The organism is Roseobacter denitrificans OCh 114 (genome assembly GCF_000014045.1).
Taxonomy (GTDB): domain Bacteria; phylum Pseudomonadota; class Alphaproteobacteria; order Rhodobacterales; family Rhodobacteraceae; genus Roseobacter; species Roseobacter denitrificans.
The window spans coordinates 2,612,746-2,629,338 of the sequence record NC_008209.1 but is presented as its reverse complement, the minus strand read 5'-3'; the positions used below and the strand labels follow the sequence as shown (position 1 = coordinate 2,629,338).

General features: G+C 60.3%; 13 protein-coding genes. 6 read left to right on the top strand and 7 right to left on the bottom strand.

All coding sequences use genetic code 11. The features are described 5' to 3' along the window. The 3 genes from RD1_RS12650 to hflX all read left to right on the top strand — a co-directional run bounded on the left by RD1_RS12650 (window position 1) and on the right by hflX (window position 3,217). A complete protein-coding gene (locus tag RD1_RS12650) occupies window positions 1-1,554 on the top strand; it encodes a TrkH family potassium uptake protein (protein ID WP_011568904.1) in 1,554 nt (517 codons plus the stop codon). 128 nt (window positions 1,555-1,682) lie between these two features. Further along, window positions 1,683-1,922, top strand: coding sequence for an RNA chaperone Hfq (hfq, locus tag RD1_RS12645; RefSeq protein ID WP_007119530.1), 240 nt, complete (start codon window positions 1,683-1,685; stop codon window positions 1,920-1,922). Further along, window positions 1,919-3,217, top strand: coding sequence for a GTPase HflX (gene hflX, locus RD1_RS12640; RefSeq protein WP_011568903.1), 1,299 nt, complete (start codon window positions 1,919-1,921; stop codon window positions 3,215-3,217). The genes hfq and hflX overlap by 4 nt, the downstream gene beginning before the upstream one ends. Here the strand turns inward: hflX and RD1_RS12635 are convergent, their stop codons facing one another. Both RD1_RS12635 and RD1_RS12630 read right to left on the bottom strand, forming a co-directional pair. Beyond that, window positions 3,218-3,781, bottom strand: a complete 564-nt coding sequence (locus RD1_RS12635; RefSeq protein WP_011568902.1) for a pseudouridine synthase — start codon at window positions 3,779-3,781, stop codon at window positions 3,218-3,220. Beyond that, complete coding sequence (locus RD1_RS12630; RefSeq protein WP_011568901.1) at window positions 3,782-6,247, bottom strand: penicillin acylase family protein; 2,466 nt, start codon at window positions 6,245-6,247, stop codon at window positions 3,782-3,784. Between the two features lie 99 nt (window positions 6,248-6,346). Here RD1_RS12630 and RD1_RS12625 point away from each other — a divergent pair, with 99 nt between their 5' ends. Then, on the top strand, window positions 6,347-7,219 hold the full coding sequence (locus tag RD1_RS12625) for an NAD(P)-dependent oxidoreductase (RefSeq protein WP_011568900.1): 873 nt from the start codon (window positions 6,347-6,349) through the stop codon (window positions 7,217-7,219). A 49-nt stretch (window positions 7,220-7,268) separates the two neighbouring features. Here the strand turns inward: RD1_RS12625 and RD1_RS12620 are convergent, their stop codons facing one another. Further along, a complete protein-coding gene (locus tag RD1_RS12620; RefSeq protein ID WP_011568899.1) occupies window positions 7,269-7,835 on the bottom strand; it encodes a YSC84-related protein in 567 nt (188 codons plus the stop codon). Window positions 7,836-7,945: 110 nt separating this feature from the next. Further along, window positions 7,946-8,944 carry a porphobilinogen synthase gene (gene hemB, locus RD1_RS12615; RefSeq protein WP_011568898.1) on the bottom strand — a complete coding sequence of 333 codons (999 nt, stop codon included), beginning with the start codon at window positions 8,942-8,944 and terminating at the stop codon, window positions 7,946-7,948. A gap of 120 nt (window positions 8,945-9,064) precedes the next feature. On the opposite strand from hemB, the gene RD1_RS12610 reads away from it, so the two are divergent. Beyond that, window positions 9,065-9,592, top strand: a complete 528-nt coding sequence (locus RD1_RS12610) for a hypothetical protein (protein ID WP_011568897.1) — start codon at window positions 9,065-9,067, stop codon at window positions 9,590-9,592. Window positions 9,593-9,625: 33 nt separating this feature from the next. Continuing rightward, window positions 9,626-13,090, top strand: coding sequence for a transcription-repair coupling factor (mfd, locus tag RD1_RS12605; protein WP_011568896.1), 3,465 nt, complete (start codon window positions 9,626-9,628; stop codon window positions 13,088-13,090). Here mfd and RD1_RS12600 read toward each other — a convergent pair. The 3 genes from RD1_RS12600 to RD1_RS12590 form a co-directional block, all read right to left on the bottom strand. After that, a complete protein-coding gene (locus tag RD1_RS12600; protein WP_011568895.1) occupies window positions 13,087-14,307 on the bottom strand; it encodes an MFS transporter in 1,221 nt (406 codons plus the stop codon). The two genes, mfd and RD1_RS12600, sit on opposite strands and share 4 nt — an antisense overlap. A 125-nt stretch (window positions 14,308-14,432) precedes the next feature. Next, a complete protein-coding gene (locus RD1_RS12595) occupies window positions 14,433-15,074 on the bottom strand; it encodes a DsbA family oxidoreductase (protein WP_011568894.1) in 642 nt (213 codons plus the stop codon). Beyond that, window positions 15,052-16,584 carry a class I adenylate-forming enzyme family protein gene (locus RD1_RS12590; RefSeq protein ID WP_011568893.1) on the bottom strand — a complete coding sequence of 511 codons (1,533 nt, stop codon included), beginning with the start codon at window positions 16,582-16,584 and terminating at the stop codon, window positions 15,052-15,054. Before RD1_RS12590 ends, RD1_RS12595 begins: the two co-directional genes overlap by 23 nt. Window positions 16,585-16,593 lie beyond the last annotated feature (9 nt).

Below are 16,593 nucleotides of genomic sequence, written 5' to 3'. Positions count from 1 at the left end.
ATGTCACGCGCTGCTCACAAAACGCCCCGCAAACCCCTGTCGGCCTACCTGCTGGATCAACAGCTGTTTGTGCTGATCTTTGGTCTGGCCGCGTTCTCCATGATCATCCCCGCGCTGCACAGCGGGGCGACGCGTTCTTTGGAAACCTCGCGGGCGTTTTTCTACACGGGCCTCTTCGGGATTGTGATTTTTGCGATGATCGTCATTGCCCAGACCGGGCGCACGCCCAGACATGGGGTGCTCGGAAACCTCATGTCGATTTTCGCGACATTCGTGTTTCTGCCTGCCTTTTTGGCTCTGCCGCTTTATGAAAGCCTTCAGACCACGCGTTTTCTCAACGCCTATGTCGAGATGGTGAGTGCGATCACGACCACGGGCGCAACGGTCTTTGATGACCCCTCCCGCTTGAACAACACGCTTCATTTGTGGCGCGCGCAGGTTGCCTGGATGGGGGGCGTGATGATGTGGATCGCGGCGTCGGCCATTCTTGCACCGCTCAATCTGGGCGGGTTTGAGGTCACGGCCCAAGCGGAACCCGGCCAGCGCGAAAGCCGTTTTGGCGAGCTCGACAAGACCAACCCGCGCGAGAAACTGATGCGGATTGTGGTGGCGCTGGTGCCGATTTACGTCAGTCTCACGCTGCTGCTCTGGGTGCTCTTGCTGATCAGCGGGGATCCGTCCCTCGTCGCGCTGACGCATGCGATGTCGATCATGTCAACGTCGGGGATTTCTGCCATCGGCGGGCTTGAGGGCAGTGGCTCGGGGCTCACGGGCGAGGTGCTGATGCTGCTGTTCATGCTGTTTGCGCTGTCGCGGCTGACGTTTTCCTCGGACACGGTGACGGCCACGCAGGGCGGTATCCAGACCGACCCCGAGTTCCGCCTTGGCATGCTGATCGTGATCGGCGTGCCACTCGTGCTGTTTTTGCGCCACTGGATCGGTGCCTTTGATGTGGCCGCCGAAGATGACTTCTGGTTGGCGATACGTGCCCTCTGGGGGTCGGTTTTCACGGTGATGTCCTTTCTGACGACGACCGGTTTTGCCAGCGCGGACTGGGCGCAGGCGCAGGCGTGGTCCGGTCTTGAGACACCCGGTCTGATCCTGATGGGGCTGGCGCTGATGGGGGGCGGGGTTGCAACGACCGCAGGCGGTGTGAAACTGTTGCGCGTCTTTGCACTCTATCTCAACGGAAAACGCGAGCTTGAGCGGCTGGTGCATCCCTCCTCGGTGAGCCGCGCAGGAAAGGAGAGCCGTCGCTTACAGCGAAACGGGGCCTTCATCGCATGGATTTTCTTCATGCTTTTTGCCATGACGATGGCTGCCTTGACGCTGTTGTTTGCCCTTTTCGGCGTCGCTTTCGAGGATGCGCTCGTGCTCAGCATTGCGGGCCTGTCCACCACCGGCCCCTTGTTGAACCTTGCCACGGAAACGCCGATTTCACTGGCCGAACTGGGACCATATGCGAAATCCGTGTTCTGTGCGGCGATGGTTCTGGGGCGTTTGGAAACCCTTGCGATCATCGCGCTTTTGACGCCGGATTTATGGCGCAGTTGAGCGATTGAACGGTTAGGTCCGTAACGGACTGTTTTTAGGGCTGGAAACTCCGGGAACGGGGCTTCATAATCACGTCGAGGGACGAGTTCGATCTGCGGGCTCTGGCAAGAATAAAGGCGAGGAAGACAATGGCGTCGGACAGACAGAACCTTCAGGATGCGTTCCTGAACCATGTGCGCAAGACAAAAGTTCCTGTGACCATCTTTCTGATCAATGGAGTGAAGCTGCAGGGCGTGATCACGTGGTTTGACAATTTCTGCGTGTTGTTGCGCCGGGATGGGCAATCGCAGCTGGTGTATAAGCATGCCATTTCCACGATCATGCCGAGCCAGCCCATCAGTCTTTACGAGGGCGAAGACGCTTCTTGAGCAAGCCACCCTTTCAAATTGATGAAACCATCCAGACGCGTGTGACCCGCGCCTGGGTTCTGCATCCTGAAATAAAATCCGACCCTGATCGCCGACTGGCCGAACATGCGCTGGCAGAAGCCGTCTCACTCGCGCGCGCCTTGCCCGAACTTGAGGTGGTGGGCGCGGACATTGTGCCGCTGAAAACCGTGCGCGCCGGCATGCTCTTTGGCTCGGGTAAGATCGACGAAATCAAGAAGAGCCTGCACGACGAGGAGATCGAACTGGTTTTGGTGGACGGTCCGGTAAGCCCCGTGCAGCAGCGCAATCTGGAAAAGGCATGGGGTGTCAAACTGCTCGACCGCACGGGCCTGATCCTCGAAATTTTCAGTGATCGCGCCGCAACCCGCGAAGGGGTGTTGCAGGTTGAGATGGCGGCGCTGAGCTATCAGCGGACCCGTCTGGTGCGGGCCTGGACCCACCTTGAACGCCAAAGGGGCGGTTTGGGATTTGTGGGTGGTCCCGGTGAAACCCAGATCGAGGCGGACCGCCGCGCGATTGACGATCAATTGACGCGCCTGCGCCGCCAGTTGGAGAAGGTGGTCAAGACCCGCGCGCTGCACCGGGCGGCGCGGGCCAAGATTCCCTATCCGATCATCGCGCTGGTGGGCTATACCAATGCCGGGAAATCGACCCTGTTCAACCATTTGACCGGCGCGGATGTCATGGCCAAGGACATGCTCTTTGCCACGCTTGATCCCACCATGCGCCGGTTGCGCCTGCCGGATGGGCCGGAGGTGATCCTCTCTGATACGGTTGGATTCATCTCGGATTTGCCCACCGAACTGGTGGCAGCATTCCGCGCCACGCTTGAGGAGGTGTTGGCGGCGGATGTGATCTGCCACGTCAGGGACATCTCGCACCCGGAAACCGAGGCGCAGGCCAAGGATGTGCAGGACATCATGACCACTTTGGGCGTCGAAGAAGACCGGCCCACCTTCGAGCTGTGGAACAAGCTGGATTTGCTGTCCGAGGGTGAGGCGGATGCGATGCGCGCGCGCGCGGACCGCGACCCGTCTGTCTTTGCCATATCGGCGCTCAGCGGTGAAGGTCTTGACGGTCTGCTCGCTGCCGTGACCCAGACCCTGCAGGGCAAAAAGCGCGCAGCGACCCTGACGCTGTCCTTTTCCGAAGGCAGAAAACGCGCGTGGCTGTTCGAACAGGAACTGGTGGAGGAAGAGCACCAGACCGAAGATGGTTTTGAAATTGCCGTGCGCTGGACAGTCGATCAGGAAGCGAAATACGAACGCCTGTGATCACCGCCCGCTGTGGGCTGCAAACCGCCAGGCCCCCGGCACCAGATCATTCAGCGCCCAATCCCCGATACGCATCCGGATCAGGCGCAGACAGGGCAAGCCCACATGCGCGCACATCCGCCGGACCTGCCGATTGCGCCCTTCCGATATGGATATCTGCAGCCACGCATCCGGCACTGTCTTGCGAAACCGCACGGGCGGGCTGCGCTCCCACAGGGTATCGGGCGGCGTTGCGACACTAACTTGCGCGGGACGGGTCATGCCGTCTTTCAGACGAACGCCCGCGCGCAGCGCCTCGATGTGCTGTGGCTCCGGTGTGCCTTCGATCTGTGCCAGGTAGGTCTTGGTCATCTTGTGTTTGGGATTGCTGATGCGCGCCTGCAACTTGCCGTCATCGGTCAGCACCATCAGCCCCTCGCTGTCCCTGTCAAGCCGTCCGGCGGGGTAAAACCCTGGCGCGTCGATGAAGGCCGAAAGCGTCGGGCGCGGTGATCCTTCGCTGCCCTTGTCGGTGAATTGCGACAGCACCCCGAAGGGTTTGTTGAACAGGATGACGCGGGCCATTTACGGGGCAGGCCGAAGCGTCGTGACCCCAACAGCGCCCGCCCGTGCAAGGTCTTCGTCCAGCGACATCGGGATGTATTCGCCCCGCCGCCAAAGCTGCGCCATATCATCGTAATGACGCGACAGGAAATGCCCCGATTGCCCGGTTGACGTGACGAATACCGAACTGTCGGGATCGGCGAAATCATAGACCCCGCGATACCCCGCCCCATGCACATTGGCGAAAGGGTTGTCGCCATATCCACGCGTCAGCCCCCGTTGCAGCGTATTGTCGCCGCCATTGGTCGACTGGCGGATGTTCACAAAATAGCGCAACAGCGGCACGTCGCCCAGCACAGGATGATCATGCGTGGCCTGATGCGCATCCCCCCAACGCAGGGTTTCGAGGGATTGGCCCCAGTTTTCCCCGATCCAGATCAGCGCATCATCCAACGCCAGCCGCGCCATATCTGCGCAGGTCTCAATGGGTTGGGACTGGATGACATCGCACCAGACCGAAGCGCCCTCCACATCGCGGAAGGCCCGTTCGATGAACAGCGGTTCCACATGGGTCAATTCAACCGCAAGCGGTCCAAGTTCATCCTGCACCATGCGCAATTGCAGGCTGCGCACCCATGCAGAATAGATCAAGGGTTCCGGCATGTGTTCGTTCATTTCGCCGGACCATTCCGCCAGCAGGGACAGAGCGCGCTGGCGGCGGCGCAGCGGGGTGCCTTCTTCGGCCGCCTCGCCGGTAAACCAAAGCTCGGTGCCGATCAGGGCGAGCAATGTGCGCGCGGATGTACTGACCGCATCGAGCTGTGCCTCTATGAAGCTGTCCCGAGTGTGTACTTCACGCGCCTGCATCAGCCTTTGCCACCGTTTGACCCGCTGCGTGTCCCCCCAGTCAAACGATACATGGTTGGGGAAGGGGCGCTCGACGACCTTGTTGTTCGTATTGCCCAGAATACCGCCCGCGGGGGCAATGAACTCAGGGTTCGAGGCATAAGGAAAGGTGCCCTGCCAGCGGTTCTCCTCTTTCCAGCCATAGCTGGGCAGGCGGCCTTGCGTCTCGTGGCGGGCATCGCGGCGCGGCATGGCGCCGATCATCTTCATTCCGATGTTCTCGGCGTCCACCAGCATCAGGTTCTGCGCCGGGGCGATGTAGTCTTCCATCAGGGCAAAGCCTTCCTCCACCGATTGCGCCTCCATAAGGCGCAGAGCGGCCATCATGGAGGTGTCATTCGGGCTCAGCAGCGTCCAGCTCAGGGATATCGCATGGCCGGGCTGCATCACATCACCGAGGTTATACAACCGGCCCGGCAACACCGGGCCATTGTCGGTCCAGTGCATGGTGATCGTGACCGGGGGTTCGTCCTTTATGTTGATGATCGACTTGCGGGACGTCAGCTTCTTGAAGCCTGATGGCGTGCGGTATTCGTCCTTGTTCTCGGGGTGCAGCTCTTCGAGGTAGAGGTCCTGATCGTCCATCCCGGCAGAGGTCAGACCCCAGCCCAGCCTGTCGCTGCGTCCGGTCAGAACAATCGGCATACCCGGAATGGTCCCGCCGATCACGCCACCTGATTGCAACTCAAGCCGCGCCAGATACCAGATACCGGGTGCGGAAAAACCAAGATGCGGGTCATTGGCCAGAAGCGTGCCCCCGGAGGCGGAGCGTGAGGGCGCGGCGGCCCAGACGTTCGATGCGCCCGCCATTTCAGCCGGGGCAAAAGGTGACAAAGGGTGCGTGTGAATGTCGGAACGGCCAGCGAAATGCGCAGGCGGGCCCAGCAGATGCGCGTATTCCGGCAGGGCGGCGGTTCCCGTGCCGGGCGCATCGGGCAGGATGTCGATGATGCGCTCGGGATTTGGCAGAGCCTTGATCATGCGCGCGCGCATCACTTCGGTATCCAGATGGCGCGCGAGACGTACACCCATCAGCTTGATGATGGCCATGGAGTCCGCCGGGCGCCAGGGCGCGACGGGGGCATTGAACAGGAACATTTCAGGCGCGCCGCGACCCAATGCTTCGTCATTCACCTGATCAAGCCGGGCATTCACGCCCGTGGCATAGGCGCGTAAAATGCGCATCGTCCTTTCATCCTGCGCCTCAAGCGAGGCCACGGCCAGCGGATAGATGTCCAGCCGACGCATGATGTTGTCAATATCAAGGGTTTCCCTGCCAAAGACTTCCGACAGACGCCCCTGCGCGGTGCGCCGCATCAGTGTCATTTGCCACAGACGGTCCTGCGCATGTGCGTACCCTAGGGCGTAGAACACGTCTTCGTCATTGCTGCCGAAGATATGTGGCACGTTGGCATTGTCGCGCACGATCTCGACCGGGGCATTCAGGTAGGGCACGTCCAGCACGTCATCGTAGTCGGGCAGGGAGCGTGTGCCGAGGTAATACATCATCACAATGGCCAGCACGATGAGCGCAACCAGCGTGCCCGCGATCCGCAATAGCCATGTAAAGACCTGTGCCATGACGCCCTCGTGTCGAAACCGGTTCGAATGAATTGACCCTAGACCTCTGACTGTTAGGTAGGAGGGCAAGGTAACGCAACACCCAAAAGGGGGCTTCAAATGGCCAAACTGGCATTTCTGGGACTGGGCGTGATGGGCGCGCCCATGGCAGGGCATCTGCAAAAAGCAGGGCATGATGTGACCGTCTATAACAGGACCGCTGCAAAAGCCGAGGCCTGGGTCGCGGCGCATGGCGGGGCCATGGCACCCACACCGGCCAAGGCTGCCGCAGGTGCTGATTTCGTGATGGCCTGTGTGGGCAACGACGATGATTTGCGCGCGGTTTGTCTTGGGCCGGATGGGGCGTTTGCGGGCCTGTCTGCAGGGGCGGTTTTCGTGGATCACACGACCGTGTCGGCCGCTGTCACGCGCGAGCTTTATGAGGCTGCGAATAAAGCACAGATCAGCTTTGTCGATGCGCCGATTTCAGGCGGGCAGGCGGGGGCGGAAAACGCGGTGCTCTCGATCATGTGTGGCGGTGATGAGGGGGCTTATGCGCGCGCCTTGCCCATCATGGAGGTGTATTCGAAAATCTGCCGCCGGATCGGGGAGAGCGGCGCGGGTCAGATGACGAAGATGTGCAACCAGATTGCCATTGCCGGTTTGGTGCAGGGCCTGTCCGAAGCGCTGCATTTTGCTGAGAAAGCAGGGCTGGACGGGCGCGCGGTCGTTGAGGTCATCAGTCAGGGTGCCGCGGGCAGTTGGCAGATGTCAAACCGCTATGAAACCATGCTGGACGATCATTTTGACCACGGCTTTGCAACGGATTGGATGCGCAAGGATCTGGGTATCTGTCTGGACACGGCCGATGAAACGGGCGCCAGCCTGCCGGTCACGGCGCTGGTGGATCAGTTCTACAAGGACGTTCAGAAAATGGGTGGCGGCCGCTGGGACACATCCAGCCTGTTCAAACGCCTGCAGGCCTTGGGGTAACGGGGCCTCAGGGCGCGTTCCGGCGCGCCCTGAATGTATTTTTCGGGTGTCAGGGAATGATGCGGCTGTATTTGTTGCCGGCCAGTGACGCCCCGGCAAAGAGCCCCGCACGTCCGAAGACTGCCGCCAGAACGGGCGTCAAAACGGTCGTTGAGTTGGCACTCGCCCCTTCCCCGATATCGGAGATGACGTATTCAATATCGCCGCCAACCGCCCATCCAGACGATCTTCGAAACCTAGTCAGCGCGTCATCTGTCATGAAAAAAAGAACATGCGCATATTGCTGGGCGCCGATTTGAAACCCGCCTGATACTTCTGACAGTGAGTAATAGTCGACAGACACGCCATCGATCCTGAGGGCCCCCTGCCCATAAGCGCCACCAAAGCCAAAACCCGCTTCTGTGACCAGCGGCATCACGAGCATCCCGTTGGCCTTATCCGCCAGATCCCGCGTGTGCGGATAAAGGCGATACATTTCCTGCTCCGTCGCCGCGACGCGCGCATCCAGAAGGGCTGCGTTATTGGTGCCGACGCCGTTACCGCAAGCCGCTGTTACACCGAGTCCGGCGAAGGCGCCGAGGGTAAACACCCGGCGCGATATCTGTGAGTTATCCATAATGTTGCCTGTATCTGATTGCTCTGCTGCCGGTTTGCCCGACTTATGCGGGACAATACGCGCATTGCAGACCAAAGTCACGCGCAAGCGGTGTGTTCAGCGGCAATTCGCTACGGGTTGAGGATACGTGCCGCTGCCGGGGCAAAATAGGTCAGAATGCCATCACAGCCCGCGCGTTTGAACGCCATCAGGCTTTCCATCATGACCTTGTCCCCGTCGATCCAGCCATTGGCCGCCGCACTCTGGATCATCGCGTATTCGCCCGACACCTGATAGGCATAGGTCGGCGCCCCAAAGGCATCTTTGACCCGGCGGCAGATGTCGAGATAGGGCATGCCGGGTTTGACCATGACCATATCCGCCCCTTCGCGCAGATCGCGTTCGATCAGACGCAGGGCTTCATCGGAATTGCCGGGGTCCATCTGGTAGGTCTTCTTGTCACCGCTCAAGGCACCGGATGCCCCCACCGCATCGCGGAAGGGTCCGTAAAAGGCGGAGGCATATTTCGCCGAATAGCTCAGGATCATGACCCGCTGATGCCCCGCCGCTTCAAGTCCTTCGCGCATCGCACCGATCCGCCCATCCATCATATCCGACGGGCCGATGATATCCGCGCCCGCCTCAGCCTGCGCCAGCGTCATCTTGACCAGCGCCTCGACCGTGCGGTCGTTGACGATCTCTCCGTTTTCGACAAAGCCGTCATGCCCGTTGATGTTATAGGTATCCAGCGCCACATCGGTCATCACCGCAATATCCGGCACCGCCTGTTTGATGGCGCGGATGGCCCGATTGACGTGGTTTTCCGGATCCCACGCGCCCGCGCAATCCTCTGTACGCTCTTCTATGCCGGTATAGGGAAAGATGCAGATCGCGGGGATGCCCAGATCTGCCGCCTCGCGCGCAGCCTCCACCAGTTGATCGACCGACCGGCGAAAGACACCCGGCATCGAGGGGATCTCCTCCTTGATCCCCTCACCGGCGCGCACGAAAACCGGCCAGATAAAATCATCCACCGTAAGCGTGTTCTGCCGCGTCAAAGCACGGATGGCCGGGCTTTGGCGCAGGCGGCGCAGACGGGTGGCGGGAAAGGGGGCTTGTGTCGGGCGCATCGCAAATGTCCATTTTGTGTTACACATCCTGATTGCCACGTATTTTTCCCCAAGCCAAGGCTAGGAATTGCCACATTGCCCCGCTAAGAGTGCCGAAAGACAAAAAGAAAAGCACGTCTCGTGGACCTTTACAGCAGCATCTTTGAACTGATCGACATGCGCTCCTTTTCGAACCTCTGGTTCTGGATCGCGCTGGCGGTACTGTGGTCCACGGCGAGCCATTGGGTGCTTGGTGTTCCGTTCGATATGGTCCTGCGTGCACGCCGCAACGGGGGACAGGCGGAACAGGACCTCGAAGATCTGGTGCGGATCAACACCAACCGGTTGCTGTTCATCTCGACGGTTTCGGGATTGTGGATGCTGGCGCTGGGGTGTTTTATCCTGACCGCGCTGCTGTTGACGGGCTTTGTCTACGGGCTTGAGATCGCACAGGCGCTGTTCTTGCTGGGGTTTCCGATGTCACTGGTGGGGTTGCTCTCCTTGTCGACCGCGCGTCTGATCCGAGACGAAGACGCCACGGGTGAGCATTTGCGCCGACGTTTGTCGCGCCATCGGCTCTATGTTCAGATGATCGGCGTTGTGTCGATCTTTGTCACAGCACTTTGGGGAATGTACCAAAACCTGTCGATTGGCGTATTGGGCGGTTGACACTCCGGCGCTGAGACACAATTGAAGCAGCCCATGACTGCGCACACCCATATCACGATCTCCGGCGTGCCCGAGGGCTATGATGCCCGCGTGCTGCTTGACGAAGTTGCAAAGAGCAGCGCGCCGGTGATGCATATCGCGCGTGATGACAAACGTCTGGCCGCGCTGCAGGCTGCGCTGCGTTTCATGGCCCCAGATATGCCCGTGGTGGTCTTTCCGGGCTGGGATTGTCTGCCCTATGATCGCATCTCACCCAATGCGGATATCTCCGCACAGCGGATGGCGACGCTCGCCGCGTTGATCCACGGCATGCCGGAGCGGTTTATCCTGCTGACCACGCTGAACGCCGCCAGTCAGAAAATTCCGGCGCGCGACCTGCTCAAGGATGCCGCCTTCAGCGCGCGCGTTGGCAGTCGGATCGACGAAAAGGCCTTGCGCAATTTTCTGGTGCGCATGGGCTTTGTGCAAAGCCCGACCGTCACCGAACCCGGCGATTATGCGGTGCGCGGTGGGATTATTGATATTTTTCCACCCGGCGACATGGGGCCTGTGCGGCTGGATCTGTTCGGGGACGTTCTGGATGGCGCGCGCCGCTTTGACAGCGCCACGCAGCGCACCACCGAAAAGCTGGACCTCGTTGAGCTTGCGCCGGTCTCCGAGATCATTCTGGATGAGGCTGCCATCACACGGTTTCGCCAGAACTACCGGATCGAATTCGGCGCGGCAGGCACGGATGATCCGCTGTATGAAGCCATCAGCGCCGGGCGCAAGCACCAAGGGGCGGAACACTGGTTGCCGTTTTTCCACGATGGGTTGGAGACGCTATTTGATTACTTGCCACAGGCCTCTGTGTCGCTGGATGATCAGATCACCGCCGCGCGAGAGGCACGCTGGGACAGCATCGCGGATCAATATGAAACGCGCCGCATTGCCATGTCCAACCGCTCCAAGATGGACAGTGTGTACAAACCCTGCCCACCGGAGGCGCTTTACCTCAACAGTGCCGCTTGGGACGCAGCAGTTGGCGGGCGGCGCGTGCTGCAACTGGCCCCATTGCCACAGCCGACGGGGTTGAATGTCACCGATGCAGGGGCGCGGATCGGGCGGAATTTTGCACCTGAACGACAACAGGAAAGCCTAAGCCTTTTCGGGGCTTTGGCTGATCACATTAAGGTAAAGATGGAAGGCGGTCCGGTGCTGATCGCCAGCTATTCGGAGGGCGCGCGTGAAAGGCTGACCGGGCTGATCGAAGACGAAGGGCTGGCCGAAGCGATCCCGGTGCCCGATGCGACACGGATCGGCAAACGTGGCCTTTACCTCGCCGTCTGGGCGTTGGAACACGGGTTTGAAGCCCCTGGCCTCACGGTCATATCCGAACAGGACGTGCTGGGGGACCGGTTGATCCGCTCGAGCCGCCGCAAACGCCGCGCCGAAAACTTCCTGACCGAAACGGAATCGCTCAGCCCCGGCGATCTGATTGTCCATGTGGATCATGGTATCGGGCGCTACAAGGGGCTGGAGGTCGTTACGGCGGCAGGGGCGGCCCATGAGTGTATTCTGCTGGAATACGCGGAGTCCTCGAAACTCTACCTGCCCGTTGAAAATATTGAGCTTTTGTCGAAATACGGCCACGAGGAAGGGCTGCTGGATCGTCTTGGTGGCGGGGCCTGGCAGGCCAAGAAAGCGCGCCTCAAAGAGCGCATCCGCGAGATGGCCGACAAGCTGATCCGGGTTGCAGCGGAACGCGCGCTGCGCAAAGCGCCCGTGCTGGAACCGCCACCGGGCATGTGGGATGCCTTCAGCGCGCGCTTCCCCTATACGGAAACCGATGACCAGCTGCGCGCCATCGCGGATGTGATCGACGATCTGACGTCGGGCAATCCGATGGATCGGCTGGTCTGCGGGGATGTTGGGTTTGGCAAGACAGAAGTCGCGATGCGCGCGGCCTTTGTGGCGGCCATGTCGGGCGTTCAGGTCGCGCTGATTGCACCGACAACTTTGCTGGCACGCCAGCACTACAAGAGCTTTGCCGAAAGGTTCCGCGGTTTTCCGATCAACGTGCGCCAGCTCAGCCGCTTTGTCCCGACCAAGGAGGCCAATGAAACACGCGAGGGCTTGAGCCGTGGCACGGTCGATATCGTCATCGGAACCCATGCGCTGCTGGCCCAGGGCATCCGTTTTCAAAACCTCGGATTGCTGATCATCGACGAGGAACAGCATTTTGGCGTAACCCACAAGGAACGCCTGAAACAGCTGCGCACGGACATCCATGTGCTGACGCTGACCGCGACCCCGATCCCGCGCACGCTGCAACTGAGCCTCACGGGCGTGCGCGACCTCAGCATCATTGGCACACCGCCCGTGGACCGTCTGGCGATCCGCACCTATGTCAGTGAATTTGACACGGTGACCCTGCGCGAGGCCTTGCTGCGCGAGCACTATCGCGGCGGGCAGTCGTTTTATGTGGTGCCACGCATCTCTGATCTGCCGGAGATCGAGGCGTTCCTGACCGAACAACTGCCCGAACTGACCTATGTGGTGGCGCATGGGCAGATGGCGGCAGGTGAGCTTGATGACCGGATGAATGCCTTTTACGACGGTAAATTCGACATCCTGCTGGCCACGACGATTGTTGAATCCGGTCTGGATATTCCAACCGCCAATACGATGATCGTGCATCGGGCGGATATGTTTGGTCTGGCGCAGCTGTATCAGATCAGGGGGCGCGTCGGGCGGTCGAAAACCCGCGCCTATGCCTATCTGACGACAAAGCCACGGGCGCGTTTGACGGCGACGGCGGAAAAACGTCTGCGTGTGCTCTCCAGCCTTGATACGCTGGGGGCAGGGTTCACCTTGGCCAGCCAGGATCTGGACATTCGCGGCGCGGGCAACCTGCTGGGTGAAGAGCAATCGGGTCAGATGCGCGATGTGGGCTTTGAACTTTATCAATCCATGCTCGAAGAAGCGATTGCCAAGATTCGCACGGGTGAATTGGAAGGACTGTCAGAGGCGGACGATCAATGGGCCCCGCAGATCAACCTCGGCGTGCCGGTGCTGATCCCCGAAGACTATGTGCCGGATCTGGATGTGCGGCTGGGGCTTTATCGTCGTTTGAGCAGCCTCACCACCAAGGTCGAACTGGAAGGGTTTGCCGCCGAATTGATCGACCGGTTCGGCAAGCTGCCGCGCGAGGTCAACACGTTGATGCTGGTGGTGCGCATCAAGGCGATGTGCAAACGGGCCGGGATCGCCAAGTTGGATGGCGGGCCAAAGGGGGCAACGATCCAGTTTCACAACGACAAATTCGCCTCACCGCAGGGGCTTGTGTCCTTCATCGAGGATCAGCGCGGGCTGGCCAAGGTCAAGGACAACAAGATCGTCGTGCGGCGCGACTGGAAAGCGGATGCCGACAAGATCAAAGGCGCGTTTGCCATCGCGCGCGATCTCGCCGAAAAGGTCATCGCCGAGAAAAAGCGCAAGAAAGCAAAGGCGGGCTAGGCGCTTTGCGCGCGCGCCTCAACCCGCGCCATATACATCATCAGCAGGAAGGCCAGCAGCGCCAGCACCAAAATGGTGCCAACCAGCGGTCTGATCGTGCCGTCAAACAACAGACCGACGGGCGAGGCGATCACAGCGGCCAGCACGGTCGAAATCGCGCCGATCACACTCGCGGCCATGCCCGCGATATGGCCCATCGGTTCCATCGCGATGGCATTGAGGTTGCCAATGGACAGTCCGGCCTGAAAGAACACAAACGCCTGCCAGATCGCAAAAACGGCAAAGCCCTGACCGGCAGCGCTCCCACTGGTCATCAGAACGAGCGTTGACAGACCAATCTGCATGGCCAGACCGATGGTGATCAGGCGGCGCATGCCAAAACGCACGACCAACATGGCGTTCAGAAAACTGGAAAGCGCCGAGGACAGCGCAATGGCACCGAACCAGAAGGGGAAGGTTTCAAGCTTGTCGAACACAAACTGGTAAACCGGTTGTATCAGCATCAGTAGCGAAAACAGCATGGCCATGGAAAGTGTTTGAACCATGATCGAGATGCGCACGACCGGGTGTTGCAGCATTTGCCGCACGGCATCCACAATCAGCGCTATTTTCAGCGGGCGTCTGTTTTCCACCGGCAAGGTCTCGGGCAGGCGCAGGCCCAACCACACCGCCGAGATCAGTGAGAATATGACAAAGGCCAGAAAAATACTGCGCCAGCCGGCAACGTGGATGATAACAACGCCCATGGCGGGCGCAAAGGCTGGCACAATGGTGAAGATGATCATGACGATCGACAGGATCCGCGCCATTTCGCGCCCCGAGAAGAGATCGCGCACGATCGCAATGCAGACCACGCGCGGGCCTGACGCGCCGATTCCCTGAAACACGCGGGCAATCAACATCAATTCGAGGGACTGGCTGGCCCAGGCCACAGCCGCAGCGGCAATATAAAGACCGGCACCCAGAAACATGATGTTTCGCCGCCCGAAAGCATCCGACAGCGGCCCGGCAAAGAACGTGCCGATCCCCATACCAAGCACAAAGGACGTGATGATCAACGTGGCGCGTGTCGGCTCCAGCGGCGTCAGTTGCGTTGCAATATCCGGCATCGCAGGCAGCATCGCATCAATCGAAAAAGCGATTGTCGCAAACATCATCGCCATCAGGGCAATGAATTCAGCCCGTGCAATGGGCAGATGGCGCGTCGTCTGCGTCAAGTTTCCGGCCTTGTCTCACTCTGCGCGTTCATAATTTGGCGCTACTTGGCGTCAGACATAACCTAGAGTTGAACCCTCTTCAATCGCCACTTGGTGTGGCATTGTCGCATTTTTGCACATTACCGTCAGCTATTCGTAGAGACCTCTTCGATCACCTTGCGCCAGAGCTCTGCAGGCTGCGCACCGGGCACCGCATGTTTGCCCGCAACGACAAAGGTCGGCACCGATGTCACACCCATGCTGCGACTATGCGCATCGCGCGCTTTGATGTCCTCGATGTCCGCATCGGATTTCAAAAGCCTGCCAACCACCGCCGCGTCCATGCCGATGCTGTCGGCAATGTCGGCAAGAACCTCGGTGTCGCCGATGTCGCGGCCTTCTTCAAAATAGGCCTTGAACAGGGCCGACACGGCGGCCGTCTGGCACCCCTCGATCCCGGCCCAGTGAATCAATCGGTGTGCATCTATGGTGTTCGGGGTGCGCTTCATCGCTTCGAAGTCGATCTCCAACCCGGCGGCTTTGGCATGTTCAACGACAGGTGCATAAGCGCGCACAGCACCTTCCTTGCCGCCGAATTTTCCTTCGAGATAGGCGCGCCGGTCCATGCCGTCTGCTGGCATTTCCGGGTTGAGTTGAAAGGGATGCCATTCAATCAGGAAAGGGTGATCCGGATTTTCCGCCAATGCGCGGTCCAGATTCGTCTTGCCGATATAGCACCACGGGCAGATCGGGTCTGATATGATGTCAATCTTGGTCTTTTCGGTCATGGTGCCTCTCAAAGCGTTGGCGCAGAACACGGCGCAGGATTTTGCCATTTGCGCCCATGGGCAGGTCCGGCAGGTGTTCGAACACGCGCGGCTGTTTGTAGCGCGCGAGGGTTTGCGACACATAGGCGCGCAGTTTGTCTGCGTCCAGTGCGTTTGCGCCTGTGTAAAACGCACCGATCACGGTGGTATCCGTTTTGATGCGAACCTCTGTGACCGCCACGGCCGTGATGCCGGGGTAGTCGGCCAGCACGCGTTCCACCTCTATGGGGGACACGCGATAGCCGCCTGCGTTCATCATGTCGTCATCGCGGCCCATGTAGGTGATGTGCCCCTGTGCGTTCATCACCCCCTGATCGCCGGTCAGAAACCACGCCCCGCGCATGCGTTCGGCGGTTTCCTGCGGCGCATTCAGATACCCCAGCATCAGCCCCGGATCACTGCGCGCGACGGCAATCGTGCCTTCATCGCCCAGAGCAACCGGTTCACCGTTTTTTAACAGGGCAATGCGGCGACCCTTTTGGGGCTTGCCCAAGGTGCCCGCGACGTTTTGATCTGCCGGGCATTGCGAAATGAAGGTGGAGCATTCGGACATGCCATAGGCTTCAAAAACGGGGCGACCGGTCGCATGCACCCACCGCTCGGCCAGGGCCGGGGGCAGCTTTTCACCCGCGCTCAACCCATGGCGCAGGGCGGGCAGGGGAACGGGTGTCGCGCGATCCAGCATCTGGCGATATACCCCCGGTGCTGCGGCAAAGATGCTGGCGTCATGCCGGGCCAGTAACGCGGGCAATTCCTGCGGTCTGGTGCCTGCCACCGGTATCACCGCAGTGGCGCCAAGCGTCCACGGGTCCATCAGCCCTGTGCCCAGCGTATAGGTCCAGTTGAAAGCCCCCGCATGCAGCAAACGGTCATCGGGTCGCAAACCGTACCATCCGTCAAACATCATCTGCCGCGCCCAGATGGCCCGATGCGCATGCGCCACCGCACGCGGCTTGCCCGATGTGCCGGAGGTGAAAATGATGTACCCGAGGCGCTCCGGGTCGCCCAGATGATAGGGCGCGGCGGGCAGGCTGCGGAAGGATTGCAGTGTTTCAAGGTCAATCGTCACCGCGAAATCCGGGCAGGGGATATCCGGTGCCGCCACCACCGCCTTGGGGGAGACGGTTTTGATGACAAATGCCGCCTCGCTCTGCGTCAGGGCGGCCGAGGTCGGTACAGGCACCAGCCCGGCGGCCAAAGCGGCCAGATAGGTGATGGGAAAGTCGATGGTATTGCCAAGGCGCATGACGATCACATCACCGGGTGTCAGCCCCTGGCGCAGGAATCCCGTGGCCGTGCCGCGCACTGCCGCCTCCAATGCGCCGAACGACCATGTTTCGGTATGATCGGCGGATACAATCAGCAAGGCCTGTTTTTGCGGATGCGCACGACCTGCGGCCAGCACATGACGCGTCAGGTTGAACGGGGTCGGGCACGGCGGGAAAGGGCCTGCGTCATAGAGAGATACCATATCGCGGTG

Coding starts and splice junctions, on each gene's coding strand:
- RD1_RS12650 (WP_011568904.1), top strand. CDS start 1: ATGTCACGCGCTGCTCACAAAACGCCCCGCAAACCCCTGTCGGCCTAC.
- hfq (WP_007119530.1), top strand. CDS start 1,683: ATGGCGTCGGACAGACAGAACCTTCAGGATGCGTTCCTGAACCATGTG.
- RD1_RS12635 (WP_011568902.1), bottom strand. CDS start 3,781: ATGGCCCGCGTCATCCTGTTCAACAAACCCTTCGGGGTGCTGTCGCAA.
- RD1_RS12630 (WP_011568901.1), bottom strand. CDS start 6,247: ATGGCACAGGTCTTTACATGGCTATTGCGGATCGCGGGCACGCTGGTT.
- RD1_RS12625 (WP_011568900.1), top strand. CDS start 6,347: ATGGCCAAACTGGCATTTCTGGGACTGGGCGTGATGGGCGCGCCCATG.
- RD1_RS12620 (WP_011568899.1), bottom strand. CDS start 7,835: ATGGATAACTCACAGATATCGCGCCGGGTGTTTACCCTCGGCGCCTTC.
- hemB (WP_011568898.1), bottom strand. CDS start 8,944: ATGCGCCCGACACAAGCCCCCTTTCCCGCCACCCGTCTGCGCCGCCTG.
- mfd (WP_011568896.1), top strand. CDS start 9,626: ATGACTGCGCACACCCATATCACGATCTCCGGCGTGCCCGAGGGCTAT.
- RD1_RS12595 (WP_011568894.1), bottom strand. CDS start 15,074: ATGACCGAAAAGACCAAGATTGACATCATATCAGACCCGATCTGCCCG.
- RD1_RS12590 (WP_011568893.1), bottom strand. CDS start 16,584: ATGGTATCTCTCTATGACGCAGGCCCTTTCCCGCCGTGCCCGACCCCG.